General features: G+C 62.8%; 18 protein-coding genes. 16 read left to right on the forward strand and 2 right to left on the reverse strand.

The window, feature by feature from the left end; translation table 11 throughout:
* The first annotated feature begins 30 nt into the window (after window positions 1-30).
* From rpsB to ATN00_RS08640, 13 genes are all read left to right on the forward strand, one after another.
* Complete coding sequence (rpsB, locus tag ATN00_RS08580; protein ID WP_062063925.1) at window positions 31-789, forward strand: 30S ribosomal protein S2; 759 nt, start codon at window positions 31-33, stop codon at window positions 787-789.
* A 105-nt stretch (window positions 790-894) separates the two neighbouring features.
* Entirely contained in the window at window positions 895-1824 is a 930-nt protein-coding gene (tsf, locus tag ATN00_RS08585; RefSeq protein ID WP_062063927.1) for a translation elongation factor Ts, read from the forward strand.
* Window positions 1825-1994: 170 nt separating this feature from the next.
* Entirely contained in the window at window positions 1995-2720 is a 726-nt protein-coding gene (gene pyrH, locus ATN00_RS08590) for a UMP kinase (RefSeq protein ID WP_062063929.1), read from the forward strand.
* Window positions 2721-2726: 6 nt separating this feature from the next.
* Complete coding sequence (gene frr / locus ATN00_RS08595) at window positions 2727-3284, forward strand: ribosome recycling factor (protein WP_062063931.1); 558 nt, start codon at window positions 2727-2729, stop codon at window positions 3282-3284.
* A 45-nt stretch (window positions 3285-3329) separates the two neighbouring features.
* Complete coding sequence (gene uppS, locus ATN00_RS08600; protein ID WP_062063933.1) at window positions 3330-4070, forward strand: polyprenyl diphosphate synthase; 741 nt, start codon at window positions 3330-3332, stop codon at window positions 4068-4070.
* Window positions 4071-4075: 5 nt separating this feature from the next.
* Window positions 4076-4852: a phosphatidate cytidylyltransferase gene (locus ATN00_RS08605; protein WP_062063935.1), complete on the forward strand. Its 777-nt coding sequence runs from the start codon at window positions 4076-4078 to the stop codon at window positions 4850-4852.
* Entirely contained in the window at window positions 4852-6009 is a 1158-nt protein-coding gene (locus tag ATN00_RS08610) for a 1-deoxy-D-xylulose-5-phosphate reductoisomerase (RefSeq protein WP_062063937.1), read from the forward strand. The genes ATN00_RS08605 and ATN00_RS08610 overlap by 1 nt, the downstream gene beginning before the upstream one ends.
* Window positions 6006-7139 carry an RIP metalloprotease RseP gene (gene rseP / locus ATN00_RS08615; protein WP_062063939.1) on the forward strand — a complete coding sequence of 378 codons (1134 nt, stop codon included), beginning with the start codon at window positions 6006-6008 and terminating at the stop codon, window positions 7137-7139. Before ATN00_RS08610 ends, rseP begins: the two co-directional genes overlap by 4 nt.
* Window positions 7140-7224: 85 nt before the next feature.
* The gene (gene bamA / locus ATN00_RS08620) at window positions 7225-9885 is read left to right on the forward strand and encodes an outer membrane protein assembly factor BamA (protein WP_062063941.1); all 2661 of its coding nucleotides are present in this window, start codon (window positions 7225-7227) and stop codon (window positions 9883-9885) included.
* Window positions 9885-10550 carry an OmpH/Skp family outer membrane protein gene (locus ATN00_RS08625; protein WP_062063942.1) on the forward strand — a complete coding sequence of 222 codons (666 nt, stop codon included), beginning with the start codon at window positions 9885-9887 and terminating at the stop codon, window positions 10548-10550. The genes bamA and ATN00_RS08625 overlap by 1 nt, the downstream gene beginning before the upstream one ends.
* 6 nt (window positions 10551-10556) lie before the next feature.
* Window positions 10557-11039 carry a 3-hydroxyacyl-ACP dehydratase FabZ gene (gene fabZ / locus ATN00_RS08630; protein ID WP_062063944.1) on the forward strand — a complete coding sequence of 161 codons (483 nt, stop codon included), beginning with the start codon at window positions 10557-10559 and terminating at the stop codon, window positions 11037-11039.
* Window positions 11040-11160: 121 nt separating this feature from the next.
* Window positions 11161-11385, forward strand: a complete 225-nt coding sequence (rpmE, locus tag ATN00_RS08635) for a 50S ribosomal protein L31 (protein ID WP_021245674.1) — start codon at window positions 11161-11163, stop codon at window positions 11383-11385.
* Window positions 11386-11542: 157 nt separating this feature from the next.
* Entirely contained in the window at window positions 11543-11845 is a 303-nt protein-coding gene (locus ATN00_RS08640) for a putative quinol monooxygenase (protein ID WP_231746429.1), read from the forward strand.
* Between the two features lie 96 nt (window positions 11846-11941).
* Here the strand turns inward: ATN00_RS08640 and aroB are convergent, their stop codons facing one another.
* Window positions 11942-13057 carry a 3-dehydroquinate synthase gene (gene aroB / locus ATN00_RS08645; RefSeq protein ID WP_062063946.1) on the reverse strand — a complete coding sequence of 372 codons (1116 nt, stop codon included), beginning with the start codon at window positions 13055-13057 and terminating at the stop codon, window positions 11942-11944.
* Window positions 13048-13596, reverse strand: a complete 549-nt coding sequence (locus ATN00_RS08650; protein WP_062068577.1) for a shikimate kinase — start codon at window positions 13594-13596, stop codon at window positions 13048-13050. Before ATN00_RS08650 ends, aroB begins: the two co-directional genes overlap by 10 nt.
* Window positions 13597-13681: 85 nt before the next feature.
* Between ATN00_RS08650 and ATN00_RS08655 the strand changes: the two genes are divergently transcribed.
* From ATN00_RS08655 to ATN00_RS08665, 3 genes are read left to right on the forward strand one after another with little or no spacing between them, the layout of a single operon-like run.
* On the forward strand, window positions 13682-13867 hold the full coding sequence (locus ATN00_RS08655; protein ID WP_062063948.1) for a hypothetical protein: 186 nt from the start codon (window positions 13682-13684) through the stop codon (window positions 13865-13867).
* A gap of 5 nt (window positions 13868-13872) precedes the next feature.
* On the forward strand, window positions 13873-15687 hold the full coding sequence (locus tag ATN00_RS08660) for a hypothetical protein (RefSeq protein ID WP_062063949.1): 1815 nt from the start codon (window positions 13873-13875) through the stop codon (window positions 15685-15687).
* 3 nt (window positions 15688-15690) lie between these two features.
* Window positions 15691-16608: a tyrosine recombinase gene (locus ATN00_RS08665; RefSeq protein ID WP_062063951.1), complete on the forward strand. Its 918-nt coding sequence runs from the start codon at window positions 15691-15693 to the stop codon at window positions 16606-16608.
* Window positions 16609-16618 lie beyond the last annotated feature (10 nt).

Raw genomic sequence — 16618 nt, forward strand, 5'->3', positions numbered from 1 at the left:
CCAGAGGCATCAACCGGAAGGAGAAAAATTATGGCGGCTCCCGTCGTCACCATGAATCAGCTGATCGAAGCCGGCGCTCACTTTGGGCACCAGACCCACCGCTGGAACCCGCGCATGAAGCCGTATATCTTCGGCGACCGCAACGGCATCCACATCCTCGACCTGTCGCAGACCGTGCCGCTCTTCGCGCGCGCTCTGGACTTCGTGTCGGGCACGGTTGCCGCAGGCGGCAAGGTTCTGTTCGTCGGCACCAAGCGTCAGGCGCAGGAGTCCATCGCCGAAGCCGCGCGCAAGTCGGGCCAGCATTTCGTCAACCATCGCTGGCTGGGCGGTATGCTCACCAACTGGAAGACGATCAGCCAGTCGATCAAGCGTCTGAAGACCCTGGAAGAGAAACTGTCGGGCGATACCCACGGCCTCACCAAGAAGGAAGTGCTTCAGATGACCCGTGAGCGCGAGAAGCTGGAGCTTTCGCTCGGCGGCATCCGCGACATGGGCGGCATTCCGGACGTGATGTTCGTGATCGATGCCAACAAGGAAGAGCTGGCGATCAAGGAAGCCAACACGCTGGGCATCCCGGTCGTCGCGATCCTCGATTCGAACGTCTCGCCCGACGGCATCGCTTTCCCGGTTCCGGCGAATGACGACGCCAGCCGCGCGATCCGCCTCTATTGCGAAGCCATCGCCGCCGCCGCGACCAAGGGCAACCGTGGCGCGCAGCAGGCTGCGGGCGTCGACCTGGGCGCTCTGGACGAGCCCGAGGCCGAAGAGGTCGTCGCGCAGGCCTGATAGCGGTCTTTGAACTGCAAAGTAGACAGGCTAGGGCGCGCTCCACTGGAACGCGCCCTGCCGCTTATTTGGAAACATTGAACTTCAAACTTTAGGAGCCGAAACATGGCCGAGATTACCGCTGCTGCCGTCAAGGAACTGCGCGACCGTTCGGGCGCGGGCATGATGGACTGCAAGAAGGCGCTCGCCGAAACCAATGGCGATATGGAAGCCGCCGTCGACTGGCTGCGCGCGAAGGGTCTTGCCGCCGCGCAGAAGAAGTCGAGCCGTACCGCCGCCGAAGGTCTGGTGGGCGTCGCTGTCGCGGGCACCAAGGGCGTAGCCGTCGAGGTGAACAGCGAAACCGACTTCGTCGCCAAGAATGACCAGTTCCAGGATTTCGTCCGCACCGTCGCTGAAATCGCACTGAAGAGCGGCGCCGCCGACGCCGAAGCGCTGTCGGCGCAGGCGCATCCCGCGGGCGGCACCGTGGCGGAGAAGCTGGTGTCGAACATTGCCACCATCGGCGAAAACCAGACTCTGCGCCGCGTTGCCCGGCTTGAAGTAAGCCAGGGCGTCGTCGTTCTCTATGTCCACAACGCCGCGGCGCCGGGCCTGGGCAAGATTGGCGTGCTGGTCGCGCTGGAAGGCGATGCGCCGGCCGACGTTCTGGAACCGCTGGGCAAGCAGATCGCGATGCACATCGCCGCTGCCTTCCCGCTGGCTCTGTCGGCGGCTGACATCGATCCGGCACAGCTGGAGCGTGAGCGTGCCATCGCCGCCGAAAAGGCGGCCGAATCGGGCAAGCCTGCCGAAATCGTCGCCAAGATGGTTGACGGCGCGGTAGCCAAGTTCGCCAAGGAAAACGCCCTGCTGTCGCAGCTTTTCGTGATGGACAACAAGACCCCGGTCGCCGATGTCGTTGCCAAGGCGGCGAAGGATGCGGGTGCGTCCATCAGCTTGAAGAACTATGTCCGTTTCCAGCTCGGCGAAGGCATTGAGAAGGAAACGAGCGATTTCGCAGCTGAGGTAGCCGCCGCTGCCGGCGTCGCCTGATCTGGCAGGCCGTTCGGTTCGGGCGACATCGGGAGGCGCGGCTTCTCGACAAGTTCAGGACCAACGCTAAGGAAAGCTTCGGGTCTTAAAACCCCGCTTCACATAATGGCGCGCACTGCCTAAGGTGCGCGCCATTTCCTTGCCCGTTTATAGATGGAATATTGCCCCGCATGACACGCCCGCCCTTCAAGCGCATATTGCTGAAACTCTCGGGCGAGGTGCTGATGGGGCAGGGGCAGTTCGGCATCGATCCCGAAACGGTGGATCGCGTCGCCAGAGAAATCGCGGCGGCCAAGGATGCGGGTTTCGAGCTGTGCGTCGTCGTGGGCGGTGGCAATATCTTCCGTGGCCTTGCAGGCGCGGCCAAGGGGTTCGACCGGGCGAGCGCCGACTATATGGGGATGCTGGCCACCGTCATGAACGCGCTGGCCGTGCAGAACGCGTTGGAAAAGATCGGCTATGACACCCGTGTCCAGTCGGCGATCCCGATGGCGTCGGTCTGCGAATCCTATATCCGGCGCAAGGCCGTGCGGCACATGGAAAAAGGCCGGATCGTCATCTTCGCGGCGGGCACCGGCAGCCCTTTCTTCACCACCGACACCACGGCGGCCCTGCGGGCTGCGGAAATGAATTGCAATGCGCTGTTCAAGGGCACCAGCGTCGACGGCATCTACAATGCCGATCCCAAGAAGGTGCCGGATGCGGCCCGTTATGAGGAAATCAGCTTCGACAAGGTGCTGAACGACAACCTCAAGGTCATGGACGCAAGCGCCATTGCGCTTTGCCGCGAAAACAATATTCCCATCGTCGTCTTCAACATCCGCGAAACCGGAAACCTGGCCAAGGTGCTGGCAGGTGATGGCGTCGCGACGATCGTTCAAAATCAGGAGCGCTGAAAACCCATGGCTCAATATGACAAAGCGGACCTTGAGCGCCGTATGGCGGGCGCCATCGAATCGCTTAAAGGGGATCTGGCTGGTTTGCGCACCGGGCGCGCCAATGTGCAGCTTCTCGATCCGGTGACGGTCGAAGTCTACGGCGCGCATATGCCGCTCGGCCAGGTGGCGACCGTCTCCGCGCCCGAACCGCGCATGTTGTCCGTGCAGGTGTGGGACAAGGGCAATGTGGGGCCGGTGGACAAGGCGATCCGTTCGGCGGGCCTTGGCCTCAACCCCATCGTCGATGGTCAGACGCTGCGTCTGCCGATCCCTGACCTGACCGAGGAGCGCCGCAAGGAACTGGCCAAGCTCGCCAGCAAATATGCCGAAGGCGCGCGCGTCGCCGTCCGCAATGTTCGCCGCGACGGCATGGACAATCTGAAAGCTGACGAGAAGAAGGGCGAGATCAGCGAGGACGAACGCAAGCGCAAGGAAACCGAAGTCCAAAAGCTGACCGACAGCGTCATTGCGGACATCGACGCGGCTGCGGCCTCCAAGGAGAAGGAAATCCTCGGCCGTTGAGCCGAGGCCCTTGTCGTCCGTGACTCGCGCGAGCATCCTATCCTGATGGCAAGCCAGGCCCAGCCCGATCTTCATCCATCCGGTCCTGCCCATGGCGCGCGCCATGTGGCCATCATTATGGATGGCAATGGCCGCTGGGCGAAGAAGCGCCTGCTTCCTCGTATCGCGGGGCATCGCGCCGGGGTGCAGGCGGTGCGCCGCGTTGCGCGCGCGGCACGGGAGCTAGGGCTGGAATGTCTGACGCTCTATGCCTTCTCGTCGGAAAACTGGAAACGGCCCGCGCATGAGGTCGCCGATCTGATGGCGCTCCTGCGGCATTTCATCCAGTCCGATCTGGACGAGTTCCATGCCAATGGCGTGCGGTTGAGGGTGATCGGCAATTATCAGGTGCTCGACCCGTCGCTGGTGACGCTCATAGAAGGGGCTGTTTCCCGCACGGCCGGCAATAGCGGGCCGATTGTCGCTATCGCCCTTAATTATGGGGCGCAGGATGAACTGGTCCGCGTCGCGCAGGCACTGGCGCAAAAGGCGGTGGACAGGGTGATCGCGCCGGACCGGATCGGCATCGAGGATATTGACCGCGCGCTCTACACCGCTGATCTGCCGCCGCTCGACCTGCTTATCCGAACATCGGGCGAGCAGCGCCTCAGCAACTTCATGCTGTGGCAGGCGGCCTATGCCGAACTTTACTTCACGGAAACGCTATGGCCGGATTTCGATGAAACCATGCTCGCGCAGGCGCTGGACGCCTTTCGATTGCGGGACCGGCGCTTCGGCGGGTTGTGACGCATATGGCGAGTGAATTACGCACCCGCACGATCGTCGGCCTCGGCTTGGTTGCGCTTGCGCTCGGCGCGTTGTTGATGGGCGGTTTCTTGTTCTGGCTGCTGCTGGTCGTCGCGGGCGTCCTCATGCAGGGTGAGTGGGGCGCGCTGGTCGGCGCTTCCGAAGAGCGCAGGCGCATGGCCATGTTTGCTGTCTCCGTGCCGCTCGCCATTCTATGCCCCTTGGCGGCGGGCATTTCCTGGCTCGCGTTCGTGTTGATGATGAGCGCCTTTTTCTTCGTGCTGCTGACGGGGCGCTCGCTCGCTCTGGCGCTGGGCGTTCTGTATGTCTGCGTGCCGGTCATGGCGTTGCTGCTGTTGAGAGGGCAGGCGCCTGACGGATACGGTCTTTTGCTGGCCTTCTGGGCCTTGGCATTGGTGTGGGCGACCGACATCGGCGCGTATTTCGCGGGGCGCTCCATTGGCGGGCCGAAGCTGGCGCCGCGCGTCAGTCCATCGAAAACATGGGCGGGATTGGCTGGCGGCGTGCTGGCGGCTCTGCTGACCGGTTTTGCGCTTCATCGTTTTGCCGGATTGCCGATCCAGCTTGCTGCGGCCAGCGGCTTGCTGGCCGTGGCGGCGCAGTTGGGCGACCTTCTGGAAAGCGCCATGAAACGGCGCGCCGGTGTCAAGGATAGCGGCGCATTGCTGCCCGGGCATGGCGGCGTGATGGATCGTCTGGACGGCGTTGTCGCTGCCGCGCCCCTGGCGGCTGCGCTTTTCCTGCTGGTTGGCGCAGCCTGATGCGGAAGGTTTCCATCTTCGGCGCGACCGGGTCGGTCGGCATGTCGACGCTGGACCTTATTCAGCGTGATCCGGATGGTTATGAAATTGTCGCCCTGACTGCCCATAACGATGTTCAGGGGCTAGCGGGGCTGGCAAGGCAATATGGCGCAGCCATGGCCGTGATCGGTCGGGAGGATCTCTATGGCGCATTGAAGGATGCGCTGGCCGGTTCCGGTATTCGGGCGATGGCCGGGGAGGCCGCCCTTATCGAAGCGGCGCAAGCAGGCGCGGACTGGAGCATGGCGGCGATCGTCGGCTGCGCTGGTCTGCGGCCAACCATGGCGGCGTTGCGGACAGGCGGCACGGTGGCTCTGGCGAACAAGGAATCGCTGGTGTCGGCCGGGATGCTCATGACCGATGCAGCGGCGGCATCGGGCGCGACATTGCTGCCCGTGGACAGCGAGCACAACGCCATCTTCCAGTGCCTTGCCGGCAGCAGTCTGGAGGAAGTCGCCCGCATCACCCTTACCGCAAGCGGCGGCCCTTTTCGCACGTTCAGCCGTGACGAGATGCGTCACATCACTCCCGATCAGGCCGTTGCCCATCCCAACTGGTCGATGGGCGCGAAGATCAGCGTCGACAGCGCGACGATGATGAACAAAGGGCTCGAACTGATCGAGGCCGCGCATCTTTTCCCCATTGGACTGGATCGGATCGAGATACTGGTCCATCCCCAGTCGGTCATCCATTCGATGGTGGAATATCGCGACCGCTCGACGCTGGCGCAGCTGGGGTCGCCCGACATGCGGATTCCCATCGCTCATGCGCTCGCCTGGCCCAAGCGGATCGCCACGCCCTGCCGGCCGCTCGATCTGGCGTGCATCGGTCGCCTGGATTTCGAAGCGCCCGATGAGAATCGCTTCCCTGCCCTGCGGCTCGCGCGGCAGGCGGCGCAGGCGGACGGTGCCGTTCCCACGATCCTGAACGCCGCCAATGAGGTTGCCGTTGCCGCTTTTCTTGAACGTGCCATCGGCTTCCTTGATATCGCCACGATTGTGGAGGATGTAGTGAACCGCTATAGCGCGGCTGTGCCCCGTCAGATCGACGATGTGCTGGCTGCCGATGCCGAAGCGCGCGCCATGGCAAGGCAGGTGATGGAAAGATTGACGGTTTGATCGAAAATCCCGGCTTCCTTTTGACCGTTCTCGCTTTTGTTGCGGTTATCGGACCACTCGTCTTTGTGCATGAGATGGGGCATTATCTGGTTGGCCGCTGGTGCGGGGTGAAGGCTGACGCCTTTTCCATCGGCTTCGGCCCGGAACTGGCCGCATGGGTGGACCGCCGGGGCACGCGCTGGCGCATCGCGGCCTTTCCGCTGGGCGGCTATGTGAAGTTCAAGGGCGACATGAACGCCGCCAGCCAGACCGATCCCAAATGGCTGGAACAGTCCGCAGCCGAACGCGCGCAAAGTTTCCCCGCAAAACCCTTGTGGCAGCGGGCGGCGATTGTCGCGGCAGGCCCGGTGATCAATTTCCTCTTTGCCATTGTGATCCTGGCCGCTTTCGCCTTTGTTCATGGGGAAAGCCGGACTCCCGCCATAGCAGGTCAGGTACAACCCGGCAGTGCCGCCGCCGCGGCGGGCATTGAGTCCGGGGATCGCATCGTCTCGCTCAACGGGCGGGAAATGGCGACGTTCGATGACATTCGCCTCTATGCCCAGATCCGTCCCGGAGAGCCGGTGACGATCGTGGTGGAGCGCGATGGCCAGAAGTTCGACCGGCAGGGGCAGATCGGCAGCGTTGAGGAAAAAGACGGCTTCGGCAATAGTTTCCGCATCGGGCGGCTGGGCATTGCGCCCGGCGCCCCGGTGATCGAACCTGTGAGCCTGTGGCGTGCGCCGATAGTCGCCATCGACCGCACGGGCGACATCGTGCGGACCATGGTGGAGACGCTGGGGCAGATCGTCGGCGGTGGACGGTCCGTGAAGGAATTGGGCGGCCCGCTTAAGATCGCGGAAGTGTCCGGTCAGGCCGCGACGCTGGGCGTGGAGAGCTTCGTCTTCTTCATGGCGCTCATTTCAATTAATTTGGGGTTCATCAATCTGTTGCCAATCCCGATGCTGGATGGCGGGCATCTGCTGTTTTACGGGCTGGAGGCGATACAGCGGCGGCCCGTCAGTCCGCAGGTGCAGGAATGGGCCTATCGGTCCGGTCTGGCGCTGTTGCTGACGGTGATGATGCTGGTGACTTTCAACGATTTGTCTTCTTTCGGGCTCTGGGAGCGTCTGTCTGACTTGATCGGTTGATCCGCATCGGGCAGGGAGACGCGATTTCGCATCGTCTATACGGACGGCAAAGAACTTTATTTTGAGGGTGGAGCGGGTGACAGCGATGATGAGCAGCAACAGGCAGCGTCCGGTCGTCGCGGCCTTGCTTGCGACAACGATGATCGCGGGCCTGTCCGCCGTGCCGGCTTATGCCCAGCAAAGTGCGCCTGCGCCTGCCGCGCCGCCTGTCGCCGCCCCCGCAGCGGCGCCTGCCGGAACCGTTCGCAGCCTGACCGTCTCGGGGCAACAGCGTCTGGAGCCGGACACGGTGCTGTCCTACACCAAGCTGCGTCTGGGCCAGCCCTTCACGCAGGAATCGCTCGATCAGGCATTGCGCGATCTCTATGAAACCGAACTCTTCGCCGATGTGCAGATCCGCAACGACAATGGTGCGCTCACCATCGAGGTGAAGGAAAATCCGGTCATCAACCGCATCGTCCTGGAAGGCAACAAGCGCCTGAAGGAAGAGAAGATCCGGCCGGAAATCAAGCTCGCCCCGCGCCAGATATATACCCGTTCGAAGGTTCGTGCCGACGTTGCCCGCATCATCGAACTGTATCGCCGCCAGGGTCGCTTTGCCGCAACGGTCGAACCGAAGATGGTGCAACTCGACCAGAACCGCGTCGATATCGTATTCGAGATTTCGGAAGGGCCCAAGTCCAAGGTCCGTCAGATCAATATCATCGGCAACGAGAAGTTTGGCGATGGCGAATTGCGTAGCCAGATGGTGACGAAGCAATCGCGCTGGTTCCGGATTTTCTCGTCCGGCACCAGCTACGATCCCGACCGTCTGGCCTATGACCAGCAGAAGCTGCGTCAATTCTATCTGACGGAAGGCTATGCGGACTTCCGTGTGACGTCGGCGGTGGCGGAACTGACGCCCGACAAGCAGGACTTCATCATCACCTATGTGGTGGAAGAAGGGGATCGCTACAAATTTGGCGATGTGAAGGTAGAGAGCGACATTCGCGACCTGTCGGGCGATTCTCTGACCAAGATGCTGCCCATGAAGAAGGGCGCCTGGTACAATGCCAAGCAGGTCGAAGATACGGTCGATACGCTGAGCGAGACCGCGGGCCTGTTCGGCTACGCCTTCGCCGACGTGCAGCCGGATTTCCAGCGCGACAAGGACACGCTGACGATGGGGATCAATTTCCGCATCGCCAATGCGCCGCGCGTCTATGTTGAGCGGGTGGACATCAACGGTAATACGCTGACGCAGGACAAGGTCGTCCGCCGCGAATTTCGTCTGGCCGAAGGGGACGCCTTCAACAGCTTCCTCGTCAAGCGGTCCAAGGATCGCATCAATTCGCTCGGCTTTTTCCAGGAAAAGCTGGAGGTGGAGCAGAAACCGGGCTCGGCGCCCGATCGCATCGTGCTTGAAACCAACGTGCAGGAAAAATCCACCGGCGAACTTTCGCTGTCGGCCGGTTTTTCGTCATTGGAGCGGTTCATCGTATCGGCGTCGATCACCCAGCGCAATTTCCGTGGCAAGGGCCAGGAACTCCGCACCAGTGTCAACTGGTCCAGCTACTCGAAGTCGGTTGAGCTAGGCTTCACCGAACCCTATTTCATGGACAAGAACATCGCGCTGGGCGGCGACATTTATCGTCGTGACCTCAACAGCTTCCGTTATCTCAACAATAACGACCGCGATACGACCTATGAACAGACGACCACCGGCTTTCAGATCCGCGCGGGCGTCCCGATCACCGAATATATGTCGCTGGCGCTGCGCTACAGCCTGAATTTGGATGATGTGACGCTGGACAAGGATACCTATTATTCCGATCCGGATGGTTCGGGTCCATTGGAATCGCAATGTGATCCCTTGCTTGCAGGCCGCTATCTCTGCGACGCCATCGGCAAGCGCACCACATCGTCCATCGGTTATTCGCTGATTTACGATACTCGCGATAATCGCATCCGTCCGACGCGCGGTCATAACATCGTTCTGAGCCAGGATTTTGCCGGGCTTGGCGGTAGTGTCAAATATGTGCGTACCCGCCTCAACGGTTCCAAATATTGGCCGTTGGGTGGCGGTTTCATTTTCTCGCTGTCCGGCGAAGGCGGCTATATCCATTCGCTGGAAGGGGAGCGCCGTGATGCTTCGGGCGATTTGGTTGACAAGGTTCGTCTGACTGATCGCTTCTTCCTGGGTGAGCCGCAAATTCGCGGTTTCGACATTCGCGGTATCGGTCCTCGGGTCAAGCGTTTCTACCTCACCAAGGATGCGGACGGGAACTATGTACGCGGGAGCGGAAGCAACAGCGTTTCCGACGATGCCTTGGGTGGCAAAATCTACTATATGGCGCGCGCTGAAGTCGAAATTCCATTGGGTTCCGGTGCACGCGAAATGGGGCTTCGGCCTTCGATATTCGTTGATGCCGGCGCCGTAGCCGGGCTCAAAAATCCCTCGGTTATTTCCCACTCGCCAGGCGTTTGCGCCAACAACACAACCGGTGCGCGTACGCCGGCAGTGAGCGACGGCGTGTGTCCAGGCGACAATATTACAGACCCAACCCAGAACACGCATTCTCTTCTCATCGGGCCGTTCGAGGAAGAATATCTCGGCGACACGCTTAAACCGCGTGTGTCCGTTGGCTTTGGCGTCAACTGGAACTCGCCTTTCGGGCCGTTCCGCATCGACATCGCCAAGGCCCTGCTCAAGGAACCAGGGGACGATACCAAACTGATCACCTTCAACGTAGGGACTCAATTCTGATGAAAATGATCTTCAAGGCCGCCGCGATCGCACTCGCGCCCGTTTCCGTCATCGCGCTTTCGACCGCGCCCGCTGTTGCCCAGTCGAAACAGGGCATCGCTGTCGTCGACATCCAGCGCGCCGTTGCGACCAGCAACGCCTACACCGCCGCACGCGGTCAGATCCAGACGACCTACAAGGCGCAGATCGACAGCTTCACCGCGCGCAAGAACGCCATCGACGCCGACCTGAAGGCGAAGGCGACCGCGCTGGAAACTGCCGCGAAGGCTGCCGGTGGCAAGAGCACGCCCGCGCTTCAGGCGCAATATGAAGCCTACCAGAAGGCAGGACAGGACGGCCAGGCCGAATTGCAGCGTTTGGGCCAGCCCATCGGTCTCGCCAACGCCTATGTCGAAGAGCAAATCTCGGCGAAGCTGTCCGATGCGCTCAAGACCGCGATGAGCAAGGCGAAGGTTGACCTGGTGCTTGGCCCCGACGCCACCGTTTCTTATCAGCCCAGCGTCGACATCACGCAGAATGTGGTGACCGAACTCAATGCGCTGGTTCCCTCCGTCGGCATCACGCCGCCGGCCGGCTGGCGTCCGGGCGGTCAGCAGCAGGGGCAGGCACCCGCGGCGGCTGCTCCCGCTCCCGCCAACCCCTCGCAGCAGCCGACCTCGCGCTGATCGAAGATGACCGATCAGCCTGAAGCGGCTGCCGCTGCTCTTGGCCCCATGGATGTCCGCGGGGTCATGGCGGCGCTTCCGCACCGTTATCCGATGCTGCTCGTCGATCGCGTGGTTTCGCTTGTGCCTAATAGCGCGATCCACGCGGTGAAGGCGGTTTCCGTGAATGAGCCCTTTTTCCAGGGCCATTTCCCGACACGGCCGATCATGCCGGGCGTGCTGATCGTGGAAGCCATGGCGCAGGCGGCGGGCGTGCTCGCCGTAGAAACCATGCAACTCGCCAATTCCGGCAAGCTGGTCTACTTCATGAGCATCGACGGCGCGAAGTTCCGTTCGCCGGTCGAGCCGGGCTGCCTGCTGGACCTTCATGTTGAGATCACCCAGTCGCGCGGCGCGATATGCAAATTCGCGGGCAAGGCGATGATCGAGGGCAAGCTGGTGGCGGAAGCCAACTTCGTCGCCATGATCTCGGACCCGCCGAAGGACTGACGGGCAGGGGGAAAGGGCAGCCTTTCCCCCTTGCTTTTGGGCGGAAACGCATGTAACCGCGCGCCTTCGCCATTTTGGGCATCCACGGCCGGTCGGAAACCGGCCATATATGGAGCAAATCATGAAAGCCGATACGCATCCCGATTACCACTTCATCACCGTCCAGATGACCGACGGTTCGACCTTCCGCACCCGCTCCACCTGGGGCAAGGAAGGCGACACGATGGCGCTCGACATCGATCCCAAGTCGCACCCGGCATGGATCGGCGGTCAGCGTCAGCTCGACCAAGGCGGCCAGGTGGCGCGCTTCAACAAGCGTTTCGGCGGCTTGACGCTGAAGAAATAATCTCATCCGCGAGGATGAGTGAGAAGGGCGCCCGTAACGGCGCCCTTTTGTTTTGGGCGGTTGTGCGGGCGATTGGGCAGGTGAGCACTGCGGCAGCTTCCAGATGCCCACGGACGAGAAGCAGACATGCTACTTTCATCCGATTCGATGCTCACCCTTGCTGCTGCTGATAATTGGAACAATGCGCCTTCCGGCCGAAAATTTAGCGGCGGCGCGCCTCATCATGAGACGAATGGCCGTCGCTAGTCGTGCAGAAGAAGGCTGCATCGAATATGGCTATGCGGAAGACCTGTTCGATGCCGGCCTCATCCACGTCAAAGAATTGTGGACCGACCAAGTGGCATTGGATCGCCATTTCTCATCGGATCATATCGCTGAATGGCGGGCGGCATGGCCTGATCTTGGTATCGGCAATCGCGATTTGCGTGTCTATGATGTTGACGAGCCACGTTGGACTTGATCCGCGCCCCGTTGGTCCGCTTTCAAACACCGACTAAGCCAGCCTTGTTAGCAAAAAAAATGGCCGATTGCCGCCAAAACCAACAAGGGTTCGTCCTCACTCCCCGGCGGTGGTGCGCTCCTCATCAAGGAATGCCGCCACATCGGCCAGCGCCACATCCTTCGACAGGAATGATCGGCCGATCCCCCGCGCCAGCAGGAAGGGAAGGGTGCCAGCCGCCATCTTCTTGTCGTGCAGCATGTGTGCGACCAGCGCCGCACCATCCGCCTGCACATGCGCGCTGGCAAGATCATATGGCAGGCCCACTGCCTTGAGATGCGCCGTCACGCGCTCTGCTTCGCTCGCCGGGCAGAGGCCGAGCCGAGCCGAGTAGCGGAAGGCCAGCGCCATGCCTGCCGCCACGCCTTCGCCATGCAGCAGCGTGTCGGAAAAGCCCGTATCGGCTTCCAGCGCATGGCCGAAGGTATGGCCAAGGTTGAGGAGGGCGCGACGGCCCGATGTTTCGCGTTCGTCGTCGGCGACGATGGCGGCTTTGGCCCGGACGCTGCGTTCGATCGCATATTCGCGGGCTTTGGGGTCGCCCGCCAGCAGCTTGTTCCCCTCCCGCTCGCACCAGACGAAGAAATCGGGATCGTCGATCAGGCCATATTTCACGACCTCCGCATAACCGGCCCGCGTTTCGCGTGGCGGCAGGCTGTCGAGCGTCGACGGGTCGATCAGGACAAGGGCAGGCTGATAGAAGCTGCCGATCAGATTCTTGCCGGCCTTGGCATTGATGGCGGTCTTGCCGCCGACCGAACTATCGACCTGCGCGAGCAGGGTCGTGGGCACCTGAATGAAATGGCATCCGCGCTTCAGGATCGACGCGGCGAAGCCCACCAGATCGCCGATCACGCCGCCGCCCAGCGCCACGATATGATCGCCACGCTCGATCTCCAGCGCGAGGAGGTCGTCCAGCAGGCTTTCCAGGTGCCGCCAGCTTTTGGTCGGCTCGCCGGGTGGCAGGATGATCGGCTCGACGCTCACATTGGCGGCGCGCAGGCTCGCCTCCAGCCGGGGAAGTTGCGCGGCGGCGACATGCGCGTCGGTCACGACAACCAGCCGCCCCTTGCGCGCATAACCCGCCAGATAGCTGCCCGCACGATCCAGCGCGCCCTGTTCGATCATGATGTCGTAACTGCGCGCGTCCAGCGCGACTTGCACTATTGCCATGCTGGAAGTTGCTCCAATATCCGTTCGACCGCGATTTCATGCGGCGCGGCGATGCTTTTCACATGAATGGGAGCGAGCGCGTAGACCGGATTGCGAACGGCCGCCAGTTCAGTCAGCACCACGCGCGGGTCTTTCCCCTTGAGCAGGGGACGCCCTTCGCGGCGGGACACGCGGTCGACCAATATGTCGATGTCGGCGTCCAGCCATATGGCGGTCGCCTGATCGAGGATCAGGGCGCGCGTGTCGTCTTGCATGAACGCGCCGCCACCCGTTGCGATGACCTTTGGCGCGCCATCCATCAGGCGCGCGATCACCCGGCGTTCGCCGTCGCGGAAATGCGCTTCGCCGAAGCGTTCGAAAATCTCGCTAACGCTCATCCCGGCGGCCTTTTCGATCTCTTCATCGGCATCGACGAACGCAAGGCCGATGCGCGCGGCAAGGCGCCGCCCCACCGTGGATTTGCCGACACCCATCATGCCGACCAGAACGATCGGTCCGCGCTTCAGGGCGGCTGCCGTGGATTTGCTGTTTCGCTGCATGGCGACCGGGGCTATACAGCCAGCCGTCACTGAGGCAAATCGCAACTTTCCTTTCTTGAACCGGCAAAGGGCCGCAGAAGGACACATGAAGAACAATCGTTCCTACAGCAGTTTCGAAGGTAGATCCCGTCGCCGGACGCGGTTGCCCATCATTCCCGTCATATTGGTGATCCTGTTGATTGCGCTGATAGCTTTCCTCTGGTCGCGCGGCGGCGAACAACCGCAGCAGCGCGTGGAAAAGGTTATCTCCGCCGAAAAGCTGGGCAAATAAAGCCGATGCCGTGTCGTCGGGGGAATGCGAAGTGGACGCTGGGTACGCTTGCCCTTGCGCTGGCTCTGCCGGTTGTGGCGCAGGATGCGCCTGAATCCTTGCTGCCTCCGGGTTTTGGCGACGCGCCGACCTCGCCTGCACCCTCGCCATCGCAACCCGGATGCGCCTCATCGCCTTCACCGGCCACGCCTGCCCCCGCGACACCGCCGCCCGCTCTTTCCCTAACCCTCCCGGATGAGGCGACGGCGAACAACAGCGCGGCGCAAGAACTGAGCGCAGCGGAACTCGCTGCCCAGAAGGCGAAATATGATCTCCCGCAAAGCGCCCGCCGCTCGCTGGATCGCATTGGCCCGCTGACGCCGCAGACATTGGGACTGGAGCCTGATGCGTTCGGATCGGAATCCGGCCAGTTCCTCGCTATTTTGATGAAGGAGACGCGCGCGCCGATCGTGTCGCGCTGGGGTTCCATTCTGCTGCGCCGGACGCTGCTGACCGCGACGGATACCCCGCGCGGCATCGACGGCGCGGACTGGGTGGCGGAACGCGCCTGGCTGTTGCTGCGTATGGGGGAGGCCGACAGCGCTCGCCTGCTGGTGCAGAGCGTGGATGCGGACCGCTTCACGCCGCGCCTCTATGCGGTCGCCATGCAGACCTATCTGGCGACGGCGGACCCGGCGGGACTGTGCCCGCTGTCTGCGGGCGCGCTGAAGGTCAGCAAGGAACCAGGTTGGGACATGACCCGGGCGATCTGCGCGGCGCTTTCCGGTGATCAGGGGTCGGCCAGCGGTGCGCTCAACCAGACGCGGCGTCGCGGTATCGTGCGTGGGATCGACTATCGGCTGGCGGAAAAGATGGTCGGCACCGGATTCAACGCCCGCCGGTCAGTGAAGATCGAATGGGACGGGATCGACCGGCTGACAGCGTGGCGGTTCGGTCTCGCGACGGCGCTGAATGTCGAAATCCCGGCAAATCTCTATGCGACGGTTGGGCCGCATGTTCGGGCGTGGGAAGCGCGCGCGCCTGCTCTCTCCGTGGTTCGGCGTCAGCCGGGCGCGGATATGGCGGCGCGCCTTGGCGTGTTTTCGAGCCGGGCGCTGGTCGGCTTTTACAGCGAGTTGGGCGCGGAAGGCGATGCGCCGGCTGCGCTTGGCGACAGGGTCGACGCCTTGCGCGCCGCTTATGGAGGGCCGACCGTCGCCGCCCGGTTGCAGGGGATGCACACCATCTGGCAGGACAGCGCGCGGCCTGATTATGTCGGCCTGATCGCCACCGCGCGGGCGGCGGCGGCACTGCCCGTCGCGCAGGTGGAAGCGCGCGATGCGGCCAGCCTGGTCGCGGCGATGCTGACGGCGGGATATGATCGCAATGCAGCGCTCTGGGCGCGCGCGGCGGGAACGCTGGATGGCGATGGCGCGTCCGATCTTTGGGCGTTGCTCGCTGTCGGCGCGCCCAGTGCGCTTGTCGAAGTCAGCCAGAGCCGCGTGTCCGGCTTTATCGACGACGCCGGTCCCGCGCGTGGAGGTCTGCTTGTCGCCGCCTTGGCGGGCCTGTCGCGGCTTTCATCATCCGATGCTGCCGCGCTGGCGCAGGATAATGGCTTCACCCTTGCCGCTAACAGCCGGTGGGCAAGGGCGATCGGGGCCGCGGCCCAGCGGGGAGAGAAGGGAACCGTTGCCCTGCTCGCCGCTGTCGGCATGCAGGCGGCGGAATGGGGACGTCTGCCGCCCGGTCATCTGTTCCACATCGTCGCCGCATTGCATCGTGTGGGGCTGGATCCCGAAGCACGGATGATCGCGGCGGAAGCGCTGACCCGCGCCTGATCCATGAATGACGACGCCGTCCTGATCGACCGCTTTCTGGAAATGATGGCGGCGGAACGGGGGGCTTCGCGCAACACGCTGCTGGCCTATCGCACCGATCTGGAAGGAGCGGGGCGAATCGCGGGTGGTCTTGCGGAGGCGAACGCGGAGCGGCTGGCCGCATTGCCGGAGGCCTGGGCGGAACTTGCTGCGTCCTCGGTTGCGCGAAAAGCGTCGGCTCTGCGCGCTTTCTACGCCTTTCTGGAAGAAGAGGGGCTGCGGCGCGATAATCCGTCCGCCAGCCTTCCTCGCCCGGTCACGCGCCGTCCGCTGCCGAAAATTATCTCCGTGCAGGATGTCGAAAGGCTATTCCACCAGATTGAAGAACGAATCGCAGTTTCACATCCTTCGCCGCTCGACCTGCGGCTCGCCGCGCTGATCGAACTGCTCTACGGCTCCGGCCTGCGCGCCACCGAACTGGTGTCGCTGCCACGCCGCGCGCTGGCGACGGACAGGCCCTTTCTGATCCTCAAAGGCAAGGGCGGGCGGGAGCGGCTTGTCCCGATCTCCGACCGGGCGCGGGCAGCGGTCGCCGCATGGCTGGCCCATGTGCCCGCGGACAGCCCCTGGCTGTTTCCCTCCGGCAAGAGCCATTTGAGCCGCATCCGCCTCTATCAACTGATCAAGGCGCTGGCCGCCGCCGCCGGGATCGCGCCGGATCGGGTAAGCCCCCATGTTCTGCGCCACGCCTTCGCCACACATTTGCTGGAAGGCGGGGCGGACCTGCGCGCGCTGCAATCCATGCTGGGCCATGCTGACATCGGCACCACGCAGATTTACACTCATGTCGACAGCCGCCGACTGGTCGAACTGGTCAACAGCCGCCATCCTTTGGCGACGATGGCCCATCGGCGCGTTGACGGCGAAGCCTCTGCGCCTTAACGCCTTCGCC

The organism is Sphingobium baderi, assembly GCF_001456115.1.
GTDB lineage: Bacteria > Pseudomonadota > Alphaproteobacteria > Sphingomonadales > Sphingomonadaceae > Sphingobium > Sphingobium baderi_A.

What these genes read in the sequence shown, in the direction of transcription:
- uppS (WP_062063933.1), top strand. Translation starts at nt 3,330, where the DNA reads ATGGCAAGCCAGGCCCAGCCCGATCTTCATCCATCCGGTCCTGCCCAT.
- pyrH (WP_062063929.1), top strand. Translation starts at nt 1,995, where the DNA reads ATGACACGCCCGCCCTTCAAGCGCATATTGCTGAAACTCTCGGGCGAG.
- ATN00_RS08625 (WP_062063942.1), top strand. Translation starts at nt 9,885, where the DNA reads ATGAAAATGATCTTCAAGGCCGCCGCGATCGCACTCGCGCCCGTTTCC.
- ATN00_RS08660 (WP_062063949.1), top strand. Translation starts at nt 13,873, where the DNA reads ATGCCGTGTCGTCGGGGGAATGCGAAGTGGACGCTGGGTACGCTTGCC.
- ATN00_RS08655 (WP_062063948.1), top strand. Translation starts at nt 13,682, where the DNA reads ATGAAGAACAATCGTTCCTACAGCAGTTTCGAAGGTAGATCCCGTCGC.
- rpsB (WP_062063925.1), top strand. Translation starts at nt 31, where the DNA reads ATGGCGGCTCCCGTCGTCACCATGAATCAGCTGATCGAAGCCGGCGCT.
- ATN00_RS08610 (WP_062063937.1), top strand. Translation starts at nt 4,852, where the DNA reads ATGCGGAAGGTTTCCATCTTCGGCGCGACCGGGTCGGTCGGCATGTCG.
- ATN00_RS08665 (WP_062063951.1), top strand. Translation starts at nt 15,691, where the DNA reads ATGAATGACGACGCCGTCCTGATCGACCGCTTTCTGGAAATGATGGCG.
- ATN00_RS08650 (WP_062068577.1), bottom strand. Translation starts at nt 13,596, where the DNA reads ATGCAGCGAAACAGCAAATCCACGGCAGCCGCCCTGAAGCGCGGACCG.
- aroB (WP_062063946.1), bottom strand. Translation starts at nt 13,057, where the DNA reads ATGGCAATAGTGCAAGTCGCGCTGGACGCGCGCAGTTACGACATCATG.
- ATN00_RS08605 (WP_062063935.1), top strand. Translation starts at nt 4,076, where the DNA reads ATGGCGAGTGAATTACGCACCCGCACGATCGTCGGCCTCGGCTTGGTT.
- rpmE (WP_021245674.1), top strand. Translation starts at nt 11,161, where the DNA reads ATGAAAGCCGATACGCATCCCGATTACCACTTCATCACCGTCCAGATG.
- bamA (WP_062063941.1), top strand. Translation starts at nt 7,225, where the DNA reads ATGATGAGCAGCAACAGGCAGCGTCCGGTCGTCGCGGCCTTGCTTGCG.
- fabZ (WP_062063944.1), top strand. Translation starts at nt 10,557, where the DNA reads ATGACCGATCAGCCTGAAGCGGCTGCCGCTGCTCTTGGCCCCATGGAT.
- tsf (WP_062063927.1), top strand. Translation starts at nt 895, where the DNA reads ATGGCCGAGATTACCGCTGCTGCCGTCAAGGAACTGCGCGACCGTTCG.
- frr (WP_062063931.1), top strand. Translation starts at nt 2,727, where the DNA reads ATGGCTCAATATGACAAAGCGGACCTTGAGCGCCGTATGGCGGGCGCC.